We start from the raw sequence: 19250 nt of genomic DNA, 5'->3' as shown, positions 1-19250 counted from the left end.
CTATTTACTTCTTTTCTTTCGCGAATGGATGATTGATGCTCCGCTTCCCATCGACAGATATGCACGAAGCTGCTTATTGAAAATATTCCCGTTATCGCAATTGGTGAAGACCACATAACCGGTTTTATTTTTTCTGTTGATGGCCATCCCGGCTTTGAAATCGCCATTGTCTCCCGTATGTTCGTAGATTGTTCCGAAAGGCATTGGCCTGATAGCGATGCCGAGTCCCCAGGCAGTATCGGATTTTTCTCCGTTGTCGTCAGTCGGTAGCTGCACCTGCACATTGAACATGCGGGTGTCTTTGAGGTTTATCAGATGGATGATGAATTGCGAATAACTGAGCGCTTCTGTGTTGAGTCCTCCTGCAGCGCCGAACCAGGTGGAATCCTGACCGGGGAATACGTGCCATGTTCTGTAATTGGCTTTTCCAGCATTATGCCCGGTCACTTTGTGTCCGCGAATTTTGGCGTTCCAGCTGAACCACGCATAGCGCATATGCAGCGGCGTTGCCAATTGTTGCTGAAAGAGCTGATCGAGCTGCTGAATGCTAACGTGATTGAGATGCGCAATCACTCTGCTCAGATAGAGGTATCCTTCTCCGGAATAATTGAACTGTGTGCCCGGCGTGAATTTAAGATACAGTTGTGCAGGTGGAATATCCAGTGATGAGTCCGCGGGCTGAAACCATCGCCAGTTGGGGAATCCGGAGGTATGGGCCAGAACCATTCTGGCTGTGATGAGTTTGTAGCGGTCATCGTGTTCTATATCAGGATATGGAAAGTATTTGTACAAAGGTGTGTCGAGAGAGAGCAATCCATCGTCCACCATTTTCAATACCCATACAGCAAAGACAGGTTTGGAGAGAGAAGCTGCTTCGAAAATGGATTGCGGATTCACTTTCTGTTTTGTATCTACATTGGTTATGCCCATGGCGCGATGAAAAACAACTTTACCATTATTGATGAGGGCAAAGGAAATTCCGGGGATATGAAGTGAATCCATCTGATGCCGGAGGACTTGCTCCAGTTGCTGTGGACTGATATGGCGGCCGCTGAGTGTTTTCAACTGGGCGCCTGCTGCCATGAAAAGGCATAGACCTCCCAAAAAGACAATTATTTTTTTCATAGATAAGGTTTGAACGGGTGAGTCAGTAACAAGTTACACCTGCTGCTTCAAATGGTATGCTGCTATTCGACAAGATCATTTCATTTGGTTATCCGGCCCTTCAAAACCAGTTTCGGTTGGTTTCTGGTTGATTTTTCTTCTTTCACATATCCTGGGAATTCAATATTTGTGTTTTTAAAACGCGAAGCAGTACTTATCTTAGCGCCGCATTCAACGAAAGGTCTGATTTGTTGAATTTCTTTCAACCTCTCCTTTCCTTTCTTAATTAAGACCCAAGAAAAATTATTAAATCATGAAGAAATACAAACCCGGAGTACTTTTCGGAGAAGAACTGGAAGCGCTGTACAAAGATGCGTTGGAGAATCAGTTTGCCCTCCCTGCTGTGAATACCATTGGTACCGATACCATCAATGCCACACTTGAAACAGCAGCGAAAGTAAATTCTCCGGTCATCGTCCAGTTTTCAAACGGAGGTGCACAGTTCATTGCTGGCAAGGGAATGCCCAACGATCAGCTGCAGGCAAATATTTCCGGAGCCGTTTCCGGTGCGCTTCATATTCACAACGTAGCCAAATATTATGGAGTGCCGGTGGTGCTGCATACCGATCATGCTGCAAAGAAATGGCTTCCATGGATCAGCGGGCTGATCGATGCAGGCGAACAATATTTCAAAGAGAAGGGCCAGCCTCTTTTCAGTTCACATATGCTGGATCTTTCAGAAGAGCCGATCGAAGAGAATATCGGCACCTCAGTTGAATTCTTCAAACGCATGCAGCCACTGGGAATGGGCATCGAGATAGAGCTGGGTGTAACCGGCGGTGAGGAAGATGGCGTAGACAACAGCGGCATCGAGAACGACAAACTGTACACACAGCCTCAGCACGTGGCCTATGCTTACGAGCAACTGGGCAAGGTTGGCAGCCTCTTCAGTGTGGCGGCAGCTTTCGGAAACGTGCATGGCGTTTACTCTCCGGGCAATGTGGAACTGCGCCCTGAGATCCTGCGCAACAGCCAGGAGTATATTCAGAAGGAATTCAAGACTGGTCCCAAACCAGTGTACTTCGTATTCCATGGTGGCAGTGGATCACCTCAGCATCAGATCAGGGAAGCGATCAGCTATGGCGCTATCAAAATGAATATCGATACCGATCTGCAGTGGGCATTCTGGGAAGGTGTGCTGGGATACTACAAAAAGAACGAAGGTTATCTGCAGGGTCAGCTGGGCAATCCGGAAGGCGAAGAGAAGCCCAATAAGAAATATTACGATCCTCGCGTATGGCTTCGCAAGGGTGAGGAAAACTTTATAAAACGTTTAGAAATAGCGTTTACCGATTTAAACTGCATTAACAGAAACGCATAATACTTAGAATTCCTCTGATCAAGCGGCTTTGACGCTAAAGAAAGTCAATTGCAGGAAGGCTGTGGTGATGCAGGCGGACTGGGAATCCTACCCCGCTGCCCCTATCTTTGCGGGGCGATTGCATAACCAATAACTCAATATTTACCATGCCTTCTAAAAAGATTGTTGACCTTCTCGGCGATAAAGCCGCTTTTTTGCTTGACCATAAGTGCCAGACTATCGATCAGAGCATGATCCAGCTCCCTTCTCCTGATCACGTGGAGAAAACCTGGATCAACAGTAACCGCAACAACCAGGTGCTGCGCAGCATGCAGACGCTCCTGGGACATGGCCGTTTGGGCAATACCGGTTATTGCAGCATCTTCCCGGTAGATCAGGGTATCGAGCACAGCGGTGGTTCGGCCTTCGCTCCCAACCCCATCTATTTCGATCCCGAAAACATCATCAAACTCGCCATGGAAGGCGGTTGCAATGGCGTAGCTTCTACCTATGGCGTACTCGGACTGATGAGCCGCAAGTATGCACACCGTATTCCGTTTGTAGTAAAGATCAATCACAACGAATTCCTCAGCCTCCCCAACAAGTTCGATCAAACGATGTTCGGCACTGTGAAGTCTGCATGGAACATGGGCGCAGTTGCAGTAGGCGCAACTATCTACTGGGGCAGCAACGAGAGTGCACGTCAGCTGAAAGAAGTTGCCGAAGCATTCGAATATGCGCATGAGCTGGGCATGGCTACCATTCTGTGGTGTTATACCCGCAACAACGGTTTCAAAGTGGATGGAGTGGATTATCATACTTCAGCCGATCTTACCGGACAGGCTAATCACCTTGGCGTTACGCTGCAGGCTGATATCATCAAACAAAAGCTTCCTACCAATAATGGCGGATACCTGGCTACCAAACATGGCAAGACCTCTCCGCTGGTGTACGACAAACTCACAACCGATCACCCGATCGACCTCAACCGTTATCAGGTGCTCAACTGTTACAGTGGCCGTATAGGTCTCATCAACAGTGGCGGTGAGAGCAAGGGTGCGAGTGATCTGGCAGATGCAGTGTACACAGCCGTGATCAACAAACGTGCAGGTGGTATGGGACTGATCCTGGGCCGTAAAGCATTCCAGCGTCCTTTCAAGGAGGGTGTTGAACTGCTGCACACCACACAGGATGTGTATCTCGATAAAGACATCACCATAGCTTAATCAGCTTTTACGGAAAGTATATGGCCGCGCAGAAATTCTGTGCGGCTTTTTTGTGCAATAAAAAACCGGCCCCGTCTGAAGAGGCCGGTCTGGTATGCAGTAACCCATTTTGCTTAATAGAGATAATTCAGCGCAATAACGTCGTTCGCATTGAACGGACGGTTTACGCCATTGTTGATACAAGCCAGCATCCATGAGTTCGGATCAGGGCCTGTTGGTGTGCCTGGAATATGGATAGCGCCCACACCTGCTGATCCCTCATTAACAGGAGATCCGCCGCAGCTGTATTGACGACCCATATAGTCTGTATGACGGAAGCCGATACAGTGACCAACCTCATGGGCAATAATAGAAATAACAGTATTGATGTTCCAGGTATCCAGATAGGACCTGTTCACCAGCACCTGGCTGTATGGATTGCCACCTGAAGGGAAACCGGCAGAAGCCAGGTAACCGGAACCGGATGGCGCAGGGTTGATAACAATATTACCACCTGAAGTTACACGTGCAAATCTGAGTTGCAGATTGAGCGCATTGTAACGGGCAACAGCTCCATCCACCGCCTGGGCATATCTTGCAGGAAGCGAAGCGTTCACGCGAATGGAAATTGTGCGGGGAAGACCTGTTACCAGGGCAGTGGTGCGATACTGCTCAACTTCTGCAATACGCAGGGTTTTAGGATCGAGCGTTCCATTCAATATTTCATTGGTAAGAACGATGTCGCCTTCAACCAGGTATCCACCTTCATGTGCCTGAACATTCTCAGTGCTGAAGCCCAGGTTTTTGATCTTGGCCAACACCTCATCACCAATTGGCTGAACTGTTGGTTCATTGTTACTTTTCTTACAGGAGATTAACAAAACGAAGCATAATAACACAGGGATCCCTGTGATGGTGATTAGCTTTCTCATGTGCATGTTTTTTTTGTCAATTAGAAAATGGTATTCCACTTACGCAGGGTTACTACGTTTGAATATGCAGGGTTACTACATACCCTATGGGGATGTCTACTAAAGAAAAAAAAGTCGTTCAGGGGGAAGGAGAATAGTATACACGTCTATACGTGTAAGTTAGTACTTATCCTGATACGCGTTAACATCTCATTTGCAATTTTATTGTAACAATGTTGCAACTTTCAAGTGCACCAGTTTGATAGACTGATATTGAAAGAGTTAGGCACAGCAAGGGTTTCAGCGGTTGTCCGTAAAAATATTCGTAAAACTACAGTCGTGTTTTATGGACGTATAATGATGCGCGTATATTATGGACATAGAGGGGTTACAAGTTGCATTCATCAACTAACGGAAATGATTGTGCGCATTTGTTTTTCGTGGCTACTGTTAAACTGTTAGAAGGAAGGAAGGCACAAATAAACGGCATTGCATTATTTCAATTTGTAAATATTTGTTGATAAACTCTATTGAGTTATTAGAATGTTGTTCGCAGCTACATGCAAAAGGCTGACCTTTTGGGTCAGCCTCTGCACAGTATTATGTATTTGCGGTTATTTAGAACCTGCACTCTCAGGCATCAGCAATGCGTAGAAAGAATTCTTTCCTCCGAAGATCAGTTTCGCTGCTTCCTGTACATCTTTTACAGTAAGCGCGTTCACGTATTTTTCGTAGTTGAGGAAACGATCGCCATCAGTTCCTTCGATCTGAGCATCGAGCAACTGACCGAGCCATGTGCCATTGTCTTTGAAGTTGGCCTTGTAGCTCTCGATCCACTGCTTCTTCACTTTGTCGAGATAGCTGTTGTCGATCCCTTTCTCAGTGAGATCTTTGATCTCTTTCTTCACGGCCTTAATCAGCGTGTCTGCTTTTTCAGGACCGCAAGGCAATTGCAGCATGAAGCTGTAAGAGCTGTAAGGATATTTGTCGAGAGACGCACTGCTTCCTCCACCATAGATGCCCTGGATTTTTTCGCGGAGCTCTTCGATGATGCGGATGTTGAGCACTTCGCTCACTGCAGCTGCTTTCAGCGCCATATCCTTACTGTAGGGTGTTTCGCCTTCGTAGATCGCCAGGATCAGGCTCTTCGGATCTGTACCTCTGTTCAGTTTGAAATCATTCGCACCTTCGATCATGCGCACTTTATTGTCCACTACCTGCAATGGTTTGCCGGTAACAGGCAGAGACGCGATGTATTTCTCGATGAGCGGAATGATCTCGCTTTCTTTGAAACTTCCGGTGAATACAAATCCGGTGCCTGCAGCATTACCAAAGAGCTCTTTGTAGATCTCGATGCAACGGTCTACGTTGATCTGATCGAAGAACTCGCTGTGCGGAACCTGAATAGGCGTTTTAGGATTGTTATTGTACAGCACTTTGTAGAGGCTGTCTACGAAGTACGCCTGCGGATTGGCATTGATGTTGGCGAACTGCGATTTGTTGCGCTGCAGGAAAGAATTGAACAGCTCCATATCCTTTCTCGGAGCAGTCATCTGCAGGTATACCAATTGGAAGAGTGTTTCCAGATCTTTCACAGAAGAGCTTCCGCTCAGTCCGTGAGAGTAGCCGGATACAGATACCTTCACTCCTACTGCCTTACCGGAAAGCATCTTGCGGAGATCGATCGGACTGAAATCTCCCATACCCATGGTAGGCACTACAGCGCTGAAATATTCAGCATTGTATTTGTCGGCAGGTGCATCGAAATTCTGTTTTCCTCCGAATGCAGAGCTGGCCATCAGGATCTGATCGTTCTTGTAATCGGTTGGCTTCAGTGTTACTTTCAAACCATTGCTCAGTGTGAGTTCGGTAGTACCGAGTTTGGCATTGGTGGTCTTATTGGTAACGGTTCCTGCTTTGGGCATTTCTTTCAGCAGGTTCTCGCCGAGGTTCTTTTCTTCGTAAGGTTTTACATCAGCTTTCTCAGCACCGTCTACGATGTTGAGCAGTTGCTGTTCTGAAGGCAGTGTACCGGCAGCGCTTTCAGGGCCTGTTACGTACACAACGTATTTGCTGTGTTTTTTCAGTTCGTTGGAAAATGCATTCACTTCTTCTACAGTAATGGTAGGCACGAGTGCTTTTGCATATTCAAATTCTTTGGCAATGCCGGGAGAAGGCGCTTGCTCGAGGAAGTGATTGATATACTCTTCGGTGTAACCATCAGACTCAGCTTTGTCGCGGTTGTTGTAAGCTCTTTCGTAGTTAGCCAGGAAGTTCAGCTGAATGCGTTTCAGTTCGGTAGCGGTGAAGCCATAACGTTTAACGCGCTCCAGTTCTTCGAGCATTGCCTTCAGTGAGCGGCTCACATCACCGGTACCAGCGGCGGCGAAAGCACTGAACTGGGCATATCCTCTTGCATAAGAACTGAGGCTGCTTTGAGACATCAGATAAGGGGGATTCTCTTTTTGCACCAACTCTCCCAGACGCTGATTCACCAGGCTGATGAAGAGGTTTCTGATGAGGTCTTTGCGATAGTCGGCTACAGTAACTGTTGGGGTTGTTTTGAACGGAGAATAGTTTAGAGAAACAGTATAGGTAGTAGCTTCCTTATCGGTGATCACCGCTGCTTTGTTTGCTGTGTAAGCAGGTACATCGGCATACTCGCGTTTGCGTTCTTTCACTGGATTTTTTAAACCGGTGAAATGCTTTCTGATCAGGGCTTCTGCTTTCGCAGGATCAACATCACCCACTACAACCACTGCCATCAGATTCGGACGGTACCAGTCTTTGTAGTAACGACGCATGGCATCGGGAGGGAAAGTTTTGATCAGCGACTCCAGACCGATAGGCAGTCTGTTGGCATATTTCGATCCCTGGAAAAGAACGGGATAGATCTTCTTGAACATTCTTTCATCAGCGCTCTTGCCCTGACGGCCTTCTTCGATGATGATGTTGCGCTCGTTATTGATGTCTTCCGTGAGATAAGATACATTGTGTGCCCAGTCTTCGAGAATCTGAAAACCGCTTTCGAGGTTTCCGGGTTTATCAGTTGGGATGGGAAGGATGTATACGGTTTGATCGAATGCAGTGTATGCATTGAGATCAGATCCGAAACCTACTCCGATATTCTGCAAAAAAGATACGATCTCGTTCTTCTTGAAATTCTTTGTTCCGTTGAAGGCCATGTGCTCGGCCATATGCGCGAGGCCTTGCTGATCGTCGTCTTCATTGATAGCGCCTGCATTGAGTACCAGACGCAGGTCTACTTTCTGTTCGGGTTTCTTATTCTGCCTGATGTAATAAGTGAGACCGTTGGGCAGTTTGCCGGTCTTCACTTTAGGATCCAGCGGGATCCTGTCGTTCAATTTCACTTGAGCAGTAACGCCTGCGGCGCAGAGAACCATCAGTACCAGCACGGCCCATTGCTTCAGCGTTGTAACAGGTTTGAGCATAAAAGAATAAATTTTGTAGGTGCAAATGTAACGGATGCAAACATATGTTAGTCTCCGCTGATGTAATTAAAAACGCAGCGGACCAACAAGTTGAAGGATATCCTCCGGACGTTTTATGTTTTGTTTAACGTAACATGAAAAGTCTGTCAGTAGTCCGCTGAAATACATAGTAGAGCGTACACTTCAGCGCGCAGTTCCACAAACACCGGCAATTGAAATGCAAACCGGTGCAATTCATTTGCGAATGGGAAAAACGGGAATGATGTATACTCAGCACATAGAACGAATGTGACCATAAAGAATAACCTTCCGCAGTAAAAAAAAATCCCGGTTGCATCAGCAACCGGGATAAAAATTTTATGTGCACCGTTCAAATAAACGATGATCGTCTAGTGCGCCACTTCCGTGATCGCATGGCCCACTGTTCCGCTGGGCATCTGAATGCGCAGCATGGCAGCGATGGTTGGTGCAATGTCGGTCATGTAAGTTTCGCGGTTTGTTTTGCCGGGTTTGATACCCCATCCGTAGAACACCAGCGGAATATGGGAATCGTAAGGGTTCCAGAGGCCGTGTGTGGTGCCTGTTGGGCCGCCATCGATCCAGCCTGGTTGCAGAATGTACTGAATATCTCCGCAGCGTCTTGGATAGTATCCGCTGGCGATCATATCGCGCACTTTTGCAGGCAGCGGTACCTCCATCAGTTCGTCCACAGGGAATACGCGCGCAACACCTTCCTGTTTGCTGATGTATTTTACAATGAAGTTTTTGATGTCTTCTTCGTTCAGTTTCAGCGAATCGATCAGTGAGTGATTGAGGAAGACCTGGTTATTCCATGTACCGGTGATGATCTTCGATGCGCCGAAAGCCGCCTGCAGAGGCTGTTCCAGAGCTTTCATCCAAACTGCATCGTCGATGGTTCCGCCAGGCAGTCTGTTCTCTTTGGAGAATCCGGGTACATGCACCACGCCGTGGTCGGCACTGAGGAAGAGCAGGTAATCGTTCTTGCCAACGGTCTCATCGAGGAATCTGAAAAGATCGCCAAGTTCTTTATCGAGACGCAGGTAACCATCTTCCGCTTCCATTGAATTGGGGCCGAAAGCATGACCAATATAATCAGGAGAAGAAAAACTTACTGCGAGGAAATCGGTGATAGCGTCTGCGCCAAGTTGTTCGTTCTTCACAGCAGCTTTGGCCATTTCAGCAGTGAGCGTGTTGCCATAAGGTGTGCTGGAAATCGTGCCATAACTTTTTCCGATGAAACGTTTGAGATCGTACGGGAAGCCTTTCTGATCGGCGCCGAACGGCTTTGCTTCATAATCCTTCACATCGGAAGTGCTCTGGGTGTAGCTGTCTGCGGGATAGAGCAGGTTCCAGCCCTGCGCATAATATTTATCGGTGAGCTTTTGTGCATTGAAATCTTTCACCCACTGAGGGAGATCGTTCATATAGTGGGTAGAAGTGATAAAATCTCCGGTCTTGCTATCGTACCAGAAAGCAGAATTTGCCGAATGGCCAGCAGGCAGAATAGCGCCGCGGTCTTTGATGGCCACGCCTACCACCTTGCTTCTGAAATTGGTAGCGAGCCTCAGCTCGTCGGTGATGGTGGTGGCCAGCATATTCTTAGGGCTCATCACTCCGGCATCGGTAGTGGTGCCTACAGATTTAACAGATTTGTCTTCCGTACAATAAACACTACGCTTCAATTCGTTATCATACCAGTTATTTCCGGTGATGCCGTGAATGGATGGCACGCTTCCTGTATAGATGCAGGTATGTCCGCAAGCGGTGTAAGTGGGTGTGTATGGGATGAAGGTGTTCTCACAGGAGAATCCTTTATCGAGCAGGCGTCTGAATCCGCCGTCGCCTGCATAGCGGTCGTAATAACGATAGAGGTAATCCCAACGCATCTGATCGATAACCACGCCAACTACAAGTTTAGGGCGGTTGGGAACGTTGGCGGAACCTTTTTTGGATTGGGCAATGGCCTGAGAAACAATCAGAACCAGGGCCATCAGGGGAAAGAATTTACGCATTCGTTGAGATTTGGGGCAAATATAAGGATGAATGCAGGAAAGGTAAATCACACCCCATCAATTCAAAAAACGTTATTTTTGCGCAATTGTGTTGGTCTCATCCATAGGTGAGCAGCAGATTGTGAGGCAGTTAGGGATCAGCAGAAAAGCATTTAGAAACATTCTATTTTTTAATAATCCTTTAATATGGCAGACATTTTTGACAGATTGCTGAAAAACTCAGGTGGTCCAATCGGCCAGCACCGCGAAAGAGCGCACGGATATTTTGCATTTCCTAAACTGGAAGGCGAAATCGCGAACAGAATGAAGTTTCGTGGCAAGGAAATGATTGTTTGGAGCCTGAACAATTACCTCGGACTGGCGAATCATCCGGAGATCAGAAAAGTAGATGCGGACGCAGCTGCCCAGTATGGCCTTGCACTCCCGATGGGTGCCCGCATGATGAGCGGTAACAGCAATAACCATGAGCAACTCGAACAGGAGCTGGCGGCATTCGAAGGAAAAGAAGACGCTATTCTGCTCAACTTCGGTTATCAGGGTATGGTGAGCATCATCGATGTTCTGTGCAGCCGTCACGATGTGATTGTGTACGATGCAGAAAGCCATGCCTGCATTATCGATGGTCTCCGTCTGCATGTTGGACATAGCTACGTGTACAAACACAACGATATTGAAGATTTTGAAAAGCAATTGCAGCGTGCCAATGCCATCATCAGCAAACAAGGCGCCGGCGGTGTTCTCGTGATCACCGAAGGTGTGTTTGGAATGGCAGGAGATCAGGGCAAACTCAAAGAGATCTGTGCATTGAAGGAAAAGTACGGTTTCCGTATTCTCCTCGATGATGCGCACGGATTCGGTACCCTCGGCAAAACCGGCGCCGGCGCTGGCGAAGAGCAGGGCGTGCAGGATCAGATCGATCTGTATTTCTCTACATTCGCTAAATCTATGGCGAGCATCGGAGCCTTCCTCGCAGGACCGAAAGCAATCATAGACTACGTTCGTTACAATATCCGCAGCCAGATCTTCGCGAAGAGCCTGCCAATGCCACTGGTAATGGGCAACCTCAAGCGTCTGGAAATGCTGCGTACCAATCCTGAACTGAAAGAAAAACTCTGGAGCAATGCACTGAAACTGCAAAAGGGTCTGAAAGAAAAAGGATTCGATATCGGCAAAACCGATTCAGTGGTAACGCCCGTGTACATGAAAGGTGGTGTGGAAGAAGCTACTGCGATGGTAATGGATCTCCGCGAGAACCACGGCATCTTCTGTTCGATTGTGGTGTATCCTGTAATTCCGAAAGGACATATCATCTACCGCCTCATTCCTACAGCAGTGCATACCGATGAGGATATTCAGGCAACGCTGAATGCATTCGAGATCACGAAGAAGAAACTGGATGCAGGTGAGTACAAAGTTGCAGCTATCCCTGATATGGCTGAAGCAAAATAAGAAAGAAGAAATTCCAGATACAGAGCCGTCTCGAAAGAGGCGGCTTTTACTTTTGTATCCCTCCTGCTCACTATAAGCTCCCACCCGATTACACCTATGCAGCAGCACTCAGAATTGCCTGCTTTATGCTTATTTACTGCCTTGTTATTGCAGGCTCAGTGCAAGTTCACTGCAGGCAGACATAACGCTTAGTCGGCGCCCAGTGGAGTTAAGCTGGACATGAGGTGGAGTTGATGTGGACTTGATGACTGGATGTAGTTGAAAATGAAGCCCATGCTAAATGATGGAAATTGGGCAAAAACGAAGGATATGCGGTGAAGAATTGCAGCATCCGAAGGAAGAATTCAGTGAAGAAATTGTAGAAAATCTGAAGAGAGAGACAGACAGCTTAAAGACGTAGAAATAGTTGAAAAAGTGACAGTGAAGTATAACCGTATCTGTAATTTTTTTTGCATCAGGAGAATGCGATCAGTCAGTTATAATTTGAGAGCAACCATGCAGTATGGGCATAAAAAAGGCCTCCTGGAAAGGAGGCCGCACTAATCAAATACCATTAACCATTAAACCTTATCCTATGAAAATTCAAATATAAGATGATAGTGGTGAAACAATGGTTGCATAGCTTACTTTTTTTTTCTATAAAAACTAAATCGGATAAATGCATAATCGTTTGCAGATACCTTCATTCACACTAACAGTTGTTCAGTGTTTGCAAAATCGTGTAGTAAACGATTTTGTAAGCATCTTCAGTTGTTGGAAATAGAACTTGTTTTAATAAAATCTTAATAAATATCAAGAAAGCAGAAAACAACAGAATCGCTGAAACACTTGCCAACAAAGGCTTTCAGCGTTTTCGATTTTGCAGCATGAAATAATGCAAACCGTACAGCATCATCAGTTCAAAAAATTTGTTGAAGAAGTTCAACACCTGCATAATAAAAAGTGAAACAGAAAATCAGCGGCCACATCATCAAAAAAAAATCATTCAACAACTTTATGCATTTGTTGAATGATTGGTCCAGACAAGAGATCCGAAGCAAGGCTCCGATCGGAAACTGCAAGCTGGTTATACAGTTTCTGCAAATATTATCTGCTGAGATTTTTCGGCTTTACCAGCTGCTTTTAAATTCTTTCTGCCACTTCTCGAAAGACACTTTTCCATACTGTCCTTCCCCGAAATATTTTACGAGCAACTCAAATTCTGCCGGCGCCAGAAAACCTGGTATCGCCTGCGGCTCTCCATCGGCAGGTATGAATACTGTAGTGGGATAGGATAATTGTCCGTTTGTAAGCCAGACAGCAAAATCGTTTGTCCCCATACGTGGGTTGAACTCATAATCCCTGCCATTCCAGCTGAGTGTTTTCTTAGTCTCTGCATTCAGCTTCACAGCACTGAACTTCTCATTGATGTATGCACTCACTTTGGCATTGCCGTAAGTGCGTTTATCCATCACTTTACACCATCCGCACCAGTTGGTATACAAATCGATGAGCACTGGTTTCTTTTCCTGCTTAAACTTTGCTGCCACGTCTTCCAGCGTTCTCCAGTTCACCTTTCCGCGTTCTTCGGGTCGCTGTGCACAGGAAAAAATGGTGACCCAACTGAACAAAATCACAAGTTTCAGGGTTTGCATACTTACTTTTGTTTAGAATAAGATACAAACATAACTCAAATACTATGCGCAAAATAGTGCTGGCGGTAACAGGAGCCAGTGGTTCCATCTACCCGAAGCAGGTAATAGAAAAATTGCTGGCTATCCCCGATCAGTGGTCGGAGCTGGCGGTAGTGATGACGGATAATGCCAAACAGGTTTGGGAAACGGAGCTGGATAATAAAGACTACGAGCAATTGTTGCACAATCCTGCCCATAATATCACTACCTGGTCCAATACAGATTTCCTTGCGCCCTTTGCATCGGGCTCAGGTAAGTTCGATACGATGATCATTGCTCCCTGCTCCATGGGAACCATGGGCAGAATTGCCAATGGCATTTCTTCGGACCTCATCACACGCGCGGCAGATGTGATCTTAAAAGAAAGGCGTACCCTCATCTGCTTAGTGAGAGATACGCCTTATAATCTGATTCATATCCGTAATATGGAAACGCTTACACTGGCCGGGGGCATCATCTGCCCTGCTACTCCGTCGTTTTACAGCAAACCCACTACTATCGAAGAAGTGGCCGCTACTGTTACCGACAGAATGCTCGATCTGGCCGGGTTCGATATCAAAACTTTCAGGTGGGGAAGCAAATAAATCTGTTCCGCTGAAACCCGCATACAGTGCGGGTTCTGTTACCTGAGATCGATCTCTTCCACGCCGGGATATTTCTTCTTGTCGAAAGTGAAGCTGGCATCTGCAAGCGCAACTTTACCATTCATTGAATTAACCGTGTAAGTAAATCTGTTCTGATTCTTATCGAGCACTTTGGTGCTGTAAAGTGTTGAAGTGGCTTTGTCTACCTGAAGATAAACCTTGTGGAAGAGTTTGGTTTTGTCAACGGGTGTCATTTCAATTTCCTGCACAGTTTTTCCTGCTTCTTTTTTCTCACCATTGAGTTTGTAGAGGAAATCTTTATCGTAGAAATTGGTGAATAATTTTTGTGGAGTGAGGGTGCTTGCTCCGTTGTCTGCCTTGGTGATGGTTACTTCATTGGCAGATTTGTCGTAAGTCCAAACGGTAACACCATCGCAGAAGATCTCCTGTCCGGTGATATTCACTTTGTACTTGTTGCCTTTCATGGCAACGGTTCCTTTTTTGGTGCCGAGCACTTTCCCTTTTTCGTCTTCGTTTTTCAGGGTAAAGTTTGCCTGAACTCCTTTGAAGGATTTGAATTTAGCGCTAACCGCGTCCAGGATTTTTTTTGCAGCAGGGTCATTTCCCTGAGCAAACGTTGAGAAAGAAGCAATAACAATTGCAAAAAATAAAGATATTTTCTTCATCTGGTTTACTTTTCGTAAGGGCCGCAAAGATATTATTTAGGCGGCACAAGTTAGACGTAAATTATACACGGGGGTTTGCATGGGGGTTCCCACATTAACATTTTACTAGAGAATGGCAGTCAAACGCTTAGATGAAATTGGCCAGATGCTGTTCGAGCTCCACTTCGGTTTTGATAAGCACATCGCGGGCTTTTGAACCCTGACTTGGGCCTACAATTCCGGCTGCCTCTAGCTGATCCATCAGGCGGCCTGCCCGGTTGTATCCGAGCTTCATGCGCCTTTGCAGCAGTGAGGTGGAACCTACCTGATTCTGAACAATCACTCTGGCGGCATCTTCGAAGAGGGCATCGCGGTCGCCCAGATCGAAATCCTTTCCTTCCATATCTTTCTCATCTACGTATTCAGGCAAAAGGAATGCCTGCGGGTAGCCATTCTGATTGCCGATGGTTTCGCAGACACTTTCCACTTCGGGCGTATCCACAAAAGCACATTGCAGTCTGGTGAGCTCTCCATTATAAGAGATCAGCATATCCCCTTTACCGATCAGCTGCTCAGCGCCGCCGGTATCGAGAATGGTGCGGGAGTCGATTTTTGAAGATACCTTAAAGGCGATCCGCGCAGGGAAGTTGGCCTTGATGGTACCGGTGATGATATTCACAGACGGACGCTGTGTGGCAATGATGAGGTGAATGCCCACCGCACGCGCCAGCTGCGCGAGACGTGCTATCGGCATTTCCACTTCTTTACCAGCCGTCATAATCAGATCTGCAAACTCATCCACTACCAGTACAATGAATGGCAGGTACTGATGCCCTTTCTGCGGGTTCAGTCTGCGCTTCACAAATTTTTCGTTGTACTCTTTGATATTGCGGGTACCTGCTTCTTTAAGCAGATCGTACCGGTTGTCCATCTCAATACACAAGGCATTGAGCGTATTGATCACTTTTTTAGTGTCGGTGATGATGGCTTCTTCTTCCCCGGGCAGTTTGGCGAGGAAGTGACGCTCGATGGTACGATACAAACTCAACTCCACTTTCTTGGGATCCACCAGTACCAGCTTCAGCTGCGACGGATGTTTTTTGTAGAGCAGCGACACCAGAATGGCGTTGAGACCAACCGATTTACCCTGACCTGTAGCTCCCGCCATCAGCAAGTGCGGCATGGTAGCCAGGTCTACAATGAAGTTGTCGTTATCGATCTTCTTACCGATGGCAATCGGCAGACTATGATTATTGAACTGGAATTTCTCCGAAGCCAGCAGTGTGCGCATACTCACCACCGTTTTCTTTACGTTGGGTACTTCGATACCGATGGTGCCCTTTCCGGGGATCGGCGCAATGATACGGATACCCAGTGCCGCAAGGCTCAATGCGATATCGTCTTCGAGATTCTTGATCCTCGAAATACGTACACCCGCCGCAGGAACGATCTCATACAAAGTAACCGTAGGACCCACCGTAGCGCTGATCTTCTGGATATGAATATCGTAGTTCTTCAGCGTGTTGATGATCTGGTTCTTGTTGGTCTCCAGCTCTGCCGGATCCTGCACTATCTTCTCACTTCCGTGCTGCTCCAGCAGATCGAGGCCGGGATATTTGTAATCGCGCAGATCGAGGGTCGGTTCGTATGGCGCCAGAATAGCAGGATTTACCGCCTCTTCTTCTGCAATTGCCGCTTCCTCTCCTTCTTCGCCTTCACCCAGATTCTTTATTTCGAGTTCGAGTTCAGGAGCAACAGGGATCCTGCCCTTCGAAACCGGTTTTGCCACAGGTTCGGGAATTTCTTCCTCCTCCACGTCTTCCTCTTCTTCGATTTCTTCTTCCTCCTCTACTTCTTCCTCTTCATCGAACGGAGCTTCCTCTTCCTCCTCCTCTTCTTCGGGCTCTTCGTCTTTTTCTATCATCTGCAGTTCCATGGGTTCTTCTTCCTCCACCACCGGCGGAGGTGCTACCATGGCGCCTGCATCTTTTTTCAGTCCATTCTTTCTGCCGGGCTTTTTGGGTTCTTCTTTCTCTTCGGGCTGCGCATTTTCCAGCACTTCACCTGTTTCTGCATCTACATTCGCAGGAACGGGTACAGGGCGTTTGGGCCTGCTCGGTACCTTGAAGGTGGGATTGAAACGCCAGATGATATAGGCCAGTCCACCTGCGAAGAGCAGAATGAACGTACCGATATTCCCGATCATCTTCACCAGCCATCCGCTGAGCATATTGCCGAGTGCACCGCCCCAGGGGAAATCGCTTCCACCCGCAAAGAACTCAGCGGCCACACTGAAATACAGCACGCCTGCGATGAGATAACGCAGGTTACGCCATACGGAGAACAGTTTCCTTCCGAATAATCCGTTTACCCCCAGTACAAAAAAGAAGGAACAGAAAAGGAAGGATGCGATGCCGAAGGCATTATAAAAAAACTGATGTGATACGTAAGCACCGATATTGCCCAGCAGGTTGCTGGTTTTCACTTCGGTGGAAGGCAATAGTATGGATGCACCTTTGAAGACCTTGTCCTGGTCTTCACTCCAGGTGAACAGATAAGATACGAATGCAATAAAGAAAAATACGCAGAGCAACAGGGATACCGTTCCGGCGATCTTGTGAGTACGTTCATCCTTCACCAATTCCTTTACGGTAACCTGTACTTCGGTTTCAGGTTTCAGTTTATCCGGATCGGGTGCCTTGCTTTTGCTACCCTTTAAGCGATTGGCCATGGGCACAAAGATAAGCAGTAGAAAACAACTGTCATATAACAAATAAAAGCTTTACCAGCATTGGAAAAATTGTATTTTACAATGTCAAATAACGGACGGCACCAAACCCAGGATGACAAACAACCATTACCTGAAACCTCTCTTACTGCTTCTCACGCTGGTTCTTGCCCTCCGGGGACAGGCTCAGAATGATAGTGCTGTGATCGATATTGCGAAGATCAGGCTGGATTCCGCTATTGGAAAGAACTGCTGGTTTGCGTCCCTCCCCAAAGGAACTAAGATTGCCGATTCGGCCATTCCCTATCTGCCGTTCAAGCCCGGAAAGTTGGGCAGGTACATGCCGCATTATCCGCCATCCTCCGAACTGATGGAAAAGGATAACTACCTCCGTTTCGCCATTGTGAACAACAGCGACTCCGGCAGGTATATGTTCTTTCTCCCCGGCATCTATTGCAGGGACATCATGTTGTACAAATTCACTGCAGACAAACCCGAAGAAGGATACAAGCTGCAACCCGCCGGAGAAATGTGTGAGCGATTCAAAGGCGCCCGGCTCATCTATCTCGGCCCAAACGAAAGTGCCGTGTATTTCTGCCGCTTCAATTTCGTAAGAACCAACATCAACATATTCACGCCTTATCTGATCAGAACAGATTACATGAACGCATGGATCATGCGCAAACGAAGCCTCGACTACGAGCTGGATATAGTTACCTATGTTGTAGCAGGCGTAATGCTGATGATGATCTTCTACTCGCTGGCCGTGTATGTACAGAACAGAAACAAAGAATTCATTTACTACGCCATTTACACGCTCTGTACTGCTACGCTGCTCTTTCTAAAATCGTTCATGAGCCTGTCGGCATCCTGGTTCCATTATTTTTATGAGGAATACCTGGATTTCATGATCATGATCGCCAGCGTATTCACCTATCTGATCTTTGTAAGAAAATTTCTCAATACCAAAGAAAACCATCCATGGCTGGATAAATTCCTGCGCATCACGCTCTGGCCGTTAAGCATACTCAGTCTGGTTTTCACCATACTCTACTTCTCTACCAACAAATACATTGTACTCAACAACATGGAGTTTGTGATCAAGATCTTCTTTTTCCTGATCGCCATCATGTTCATTGTGTACAGCATCAAAAAGAACGACACGCTGCTGAACTACCTCGCAGGAGGAAGTTTTGCATTGATCTTCTTCTCCATCATTTCACAGGGCATCATCATGTTCGGCTGGACCTTTTCAGAAATGCAGCTATTGAACCGCGCCCTCTTCTACTACGAAATGGGACTGGTGGTAGAACTGATCCTCTTCCTTTCGGGACTCGCTTACAAGAACCGGCGCGATATCATCGAGCGGGTAAAGGAGCGGGAAAGACTGAAACTGGAGAACGAAAGAAAAGAATTCGAGAAGCAGATGGCCGTAGTAACAGCTACGCAACACGAACGCGACCGCATCTCCGCAGACATGCACGATGAACTCGGATCGGGCGTAACAGCCATCCGGCTGATGAGTGAGATATTGAAGAGCCGCATGAAAGACCAAAGCTTTCCTGAGCTGGAAAAAATTTCCAATTCGGCCAACGACCTGCTCGGAAAGATGAACACCATCATCTGGACCATGAAGAGTTCGAATGATACGGTGGAGAGTCTCGTAGCCTACATCCGCGCGCATGCGATAGAATATTTCGACAATACACATATCGATTGTACCGTGCGTGTTCCTGCTGTAATTCCGCAATCGGATATTTCGGGAGAGAAACGCCGCAATATTTTCCTCAGCATCAAAGAGGCATTGAACAACGCAATAAAACACTCGCAAGCCTCCAAACTCGTTATTGAAATCATTGCACGCGACAACCAGCTGATGGTGCGCATTGCCGACAATGGCGTGGGCATCGATACAGAAAAACTGCGTCGTTTCGGAAACGGTCTCAGCAATATGAAACGCAGAATGGAACTGATTGGAGGAACCTTCTCGATAGAAAATGATGGCGGTGCCGTGCTGCTGTTTATACTTCCATTGTAATAATTCTGTACACCTGCATTATCGATCTGCAAATCGACCAATACAAAA

General features: G+C 46.9%; 12 protein-coding genes. 5 read left to right on the top strand and 7 right to left on the bottom strand.

The annotated features are described in order from the left end of the window. On the bottom strand, positions 1-1125 hold the full coding sequence (locus HHL16_RS20195) for a serine hydrolase domain-containing protein (protein WP_169427147.1): 1125 nt from the start codon (positions 1123-1125) through the stop codon (positions 1-3). Between the two features lie 292 nt (positions 1126-1417). Between HHL16_RS20195 and fbaA the strand changes: the two genes are divergently transcribed. Together fbaA and HHL16_RS20185 are read left to right on the top strand one after the other, a co-directional pair. After that, a complete protein-coding gene (fbaA, locus tag HHL16_RS20190; RefSeq protein WP_169427146.1) occupies positions 1418-2485 on the top strand; it encodes a class II fructose-bisphosphate aldolase in 1068 nt (355 codons plus the stop codon). Between the two features lie 146 nt (positions 2486-2631). Beyond that, positions 2632-3690, top strand: a complete 1059-nt coding sequence (locus tag HHL16_RS20185) for a class I fructose-bisphosphate aldolase (protein WP_169427145.1) — start codon at positions 2632-2634, stop codon at positions 3688-3690. 113 nt (positions 3691-3803) lie between these two features. On the opposite strand, the gene HHL16_RS20180 is transcribed toward HHL16_RS20185, so the two are convergent. From HHL16_RS20180 to pafA, 3 genes are all read right to left on the bottom strand, one after another. Continuing rightward, positions 3804-4601 carry a M57 family metalloprotease gene (locus tag HHL16_RS20180; RefSeq protein ID WP_169427144.1) on the bottom strand — a complete coding sequence of 266 codons (798 nt, stop codon included), beginning with the start codon at positions 4599-4601 and terminating at the stop codon, positions 3804-3806. Between the two features lie 593 nt (positions 4602-5194). Continuing rightward, positions 5195-8032, bottom strand: a complete 2838-nt coding sequence (locus HHL16_RS20175; protein WP_169427143.1) for an insulinase family protein — start codon at positions 8030-8032, stop codon at positions 5195-5197. Positions 8033-8421: 389 nt separating this feature from the next. Next, a complete protein-coding gene (gene pafA / locus HHL16_RS20170; protein WP_169427142.1) occupies positions 8422-10065 on the bottom strand; it encodes an alkaline phosphatase PafA in 1644 nt (547 codons plus the stop codon). Between the two features lie 186 nt (positions 10066-10251). Between pafA and HHL16_RS20165 the strand changes: the two genes are divergently transcribed. Next, positions 10252-11514 (top strand): pyridoxal phosphate-dependent aminotransferase family protein, encoded by a 1263-nt coding sequence (locus tag HHL16_RS20165; protein ID WP_169427141.1) that lies wholly within the window; start codon positions 10252-10254, stop codon positions 11512-11514. 1109 nt (positions 11515-12623) lie between these two features. Here HHL16_RS20165 and HHL16_RS20160 read toward each other — a convergent pair. Further along, positions 12624-13148 carry a DUF255 domain-containing protein gene (locus tag HHL16_RS20160; protein WP_169427140.1) on the bottom strand — a complete coding sequence of 175 codons (525 nt, stop codon included), beginning with the start codon at positions 13146-13148 and terminating at the stop codon, positions 12624-12626. Positions 13149-13192: 44 nt separating this feature from the next. Here HHL16_RS20160 and HHL16_RS20155 point away from each other — a divergent pair, with 44 nt between their 5' ends. Beyond that, the gene (locus HHL16_RS20155) at positions 13193-13771 is read left to right on the top strand and encodes a UbiX family flavin prenyltransferase (protein ID WP_169427139.1); all 579 of its coding nucleotides are present in this window, start codon (positions 13193-13195) and stop codon (positions 13769-13771) included. A 38-nt stretch (positions 13772-13809) separates the two neighbouring features. Here HHL16_RS20155 and HHL16_RS20150 read toward each other — a convergent pair whose 3' ends face one another. Continuing rightward, the gene (locus HHL16_RS20150; protein ID WP_169427138.1) at positions 13810-14457 is read right to left on the bottom strand and encodes an outer membrane lipoprotein carrier protein LolA; all 648 of its coding nucleotides are present in this window, start codon (positions 14455-14457) and stop codon (positions 13810-13812) included. A gap of 127 nt (positions 14458-14584) precedes the next feature. Then, positions 14585-17167, bottom strand: coding sequence for a DNA translocase FtsK (locus HHL16_RS20145; RefSeq protein ID WP_169427137.1), 2583 nt, complete (start codon positions 17165-17167; stop codon positions 14585-14587). Between the two features lie 112 nt (positions 17168-17279). On the opposite strand from HHL16_RS20145, the gene HHL16_RS20140 reads away from it, so the two are divergent. Continuing rightward, positions 17280-19202: a sensor histidine kinase gene (locus HHL16_RS20140; protein ID WP_169427136.1), complete on the top strand. Its 1923-nt coding sequence runs from the start codon at positions 17280-17282 to the stop codon at positions 19200-19202. The last annotated feature ends 48 nt before the right edge of the window (positions 19203-19250 follow it).

It is taken from the genome of Pseudoflavitalea sp. G-6-1-2, from assembly GCF_012927185.1.
GTDB lineage: Bacteria > Bacteroidota > Bacteroidia > Chitinophagales > Chitinophagaceae > Pseudobacter.
The sequence above is the reverse complement of the archived record's forward strand: the minus strand, read 5'-3'. Positions and strand labels throughout refer to the sequence as shown.

What these genes read in the sequence shown, in the direction of transcription:
- HHL16_RS20195 (WP_169427147.1), bottom strand. Translation starts at nt 1,125, where the DNA reads ATGAAAAAAATAATTGTCTTTTTGGGAGGTCTATGCCTTTTCATGGCA.
- fbaA (WP_169427146.1), top strand. Translation starts at nt 1,418, where the DNA reads ATGAAGAAATACAAACCCGGAGTACTTTTCGGAGAAGAACTGGAAGCG.
- HHL16_RS20185 (WP_169427145.1), top strand. Translation starts at nt 2,632, where the DNA reads ATGCCTTCTAAAAAGATTGTTGACCTTCTCGGCGATAAAGCCGCTTTT.
- HHL16_RS20180 (WP_169427144.1), bottom strand. Translation starts at nt 4,601, where the DNA reads ATGAGAAAGCTAATCACCATCACAGGGATCCCTGTGTTATTATGCTTC.
- HHL16_RS20175 (WP_169427143.1), bottom strand. Translation starts at nt 8,032, where the DNA reads ATGCTCAAACCTGTTACAACGCTGAAGCAATGGGCCGTGCTGGTACTG.
- pafA (WP_169427142.1), bottom strand. Translation starts at nt 10,065, where the DNA reads ATGCGTAAATTCTTTCCCCTGATGGCCCTGGTTCTGATTGTTTCTCAG.
- HHL16_RS20165 (WP_169427141.1), top strand. Translation starts at nt 10,252, where the DNA reads ATGGCAGACATTTTTGACAGATTGCTGAAAAACTCAGGTGGTCCAATC.
- HHL16_RS20160 (WP_169427140.1), bottom strand. Translation starts at nt 13,148, where the DNA reads ATGCAAACCCTGAAACTTGTGATTTTGTTCAGTTGGGTCACCATTTTT.
- HHL16_RS20155 (WP_169427139.1), top strand. Translation starts at nt 13,193, where the DNA reads ATGCGCAAAATAGTGCTGGCGGTAACAGGAGCCAGTGGTTCCATCTAC.
- HHL16_RS20150 (WP_169427138.1), bottom strand. Translation starts at nt 14,457, where the DNA reads ATGAAGAAAATATCTTTATTTTTTGCAATTGTTATTGCTTCTTTCTCA.
- HHL16_RS20145 (WP_169427137.1), bottom strand. Translation starts at nt 17,167, where the DNA reads ATGGCCAATCGCTTAAAGGGTAGCAAAAGCAAGGCACCCGATCCGGAT.
- HHL16_RS20140 (WP_169427136.1), top strand. Translation starts at nt 17,280, where the DNA reads ATGACAAACAACCATTACCTGAAACCTCTCTTACTGCTTCTCACGCTG.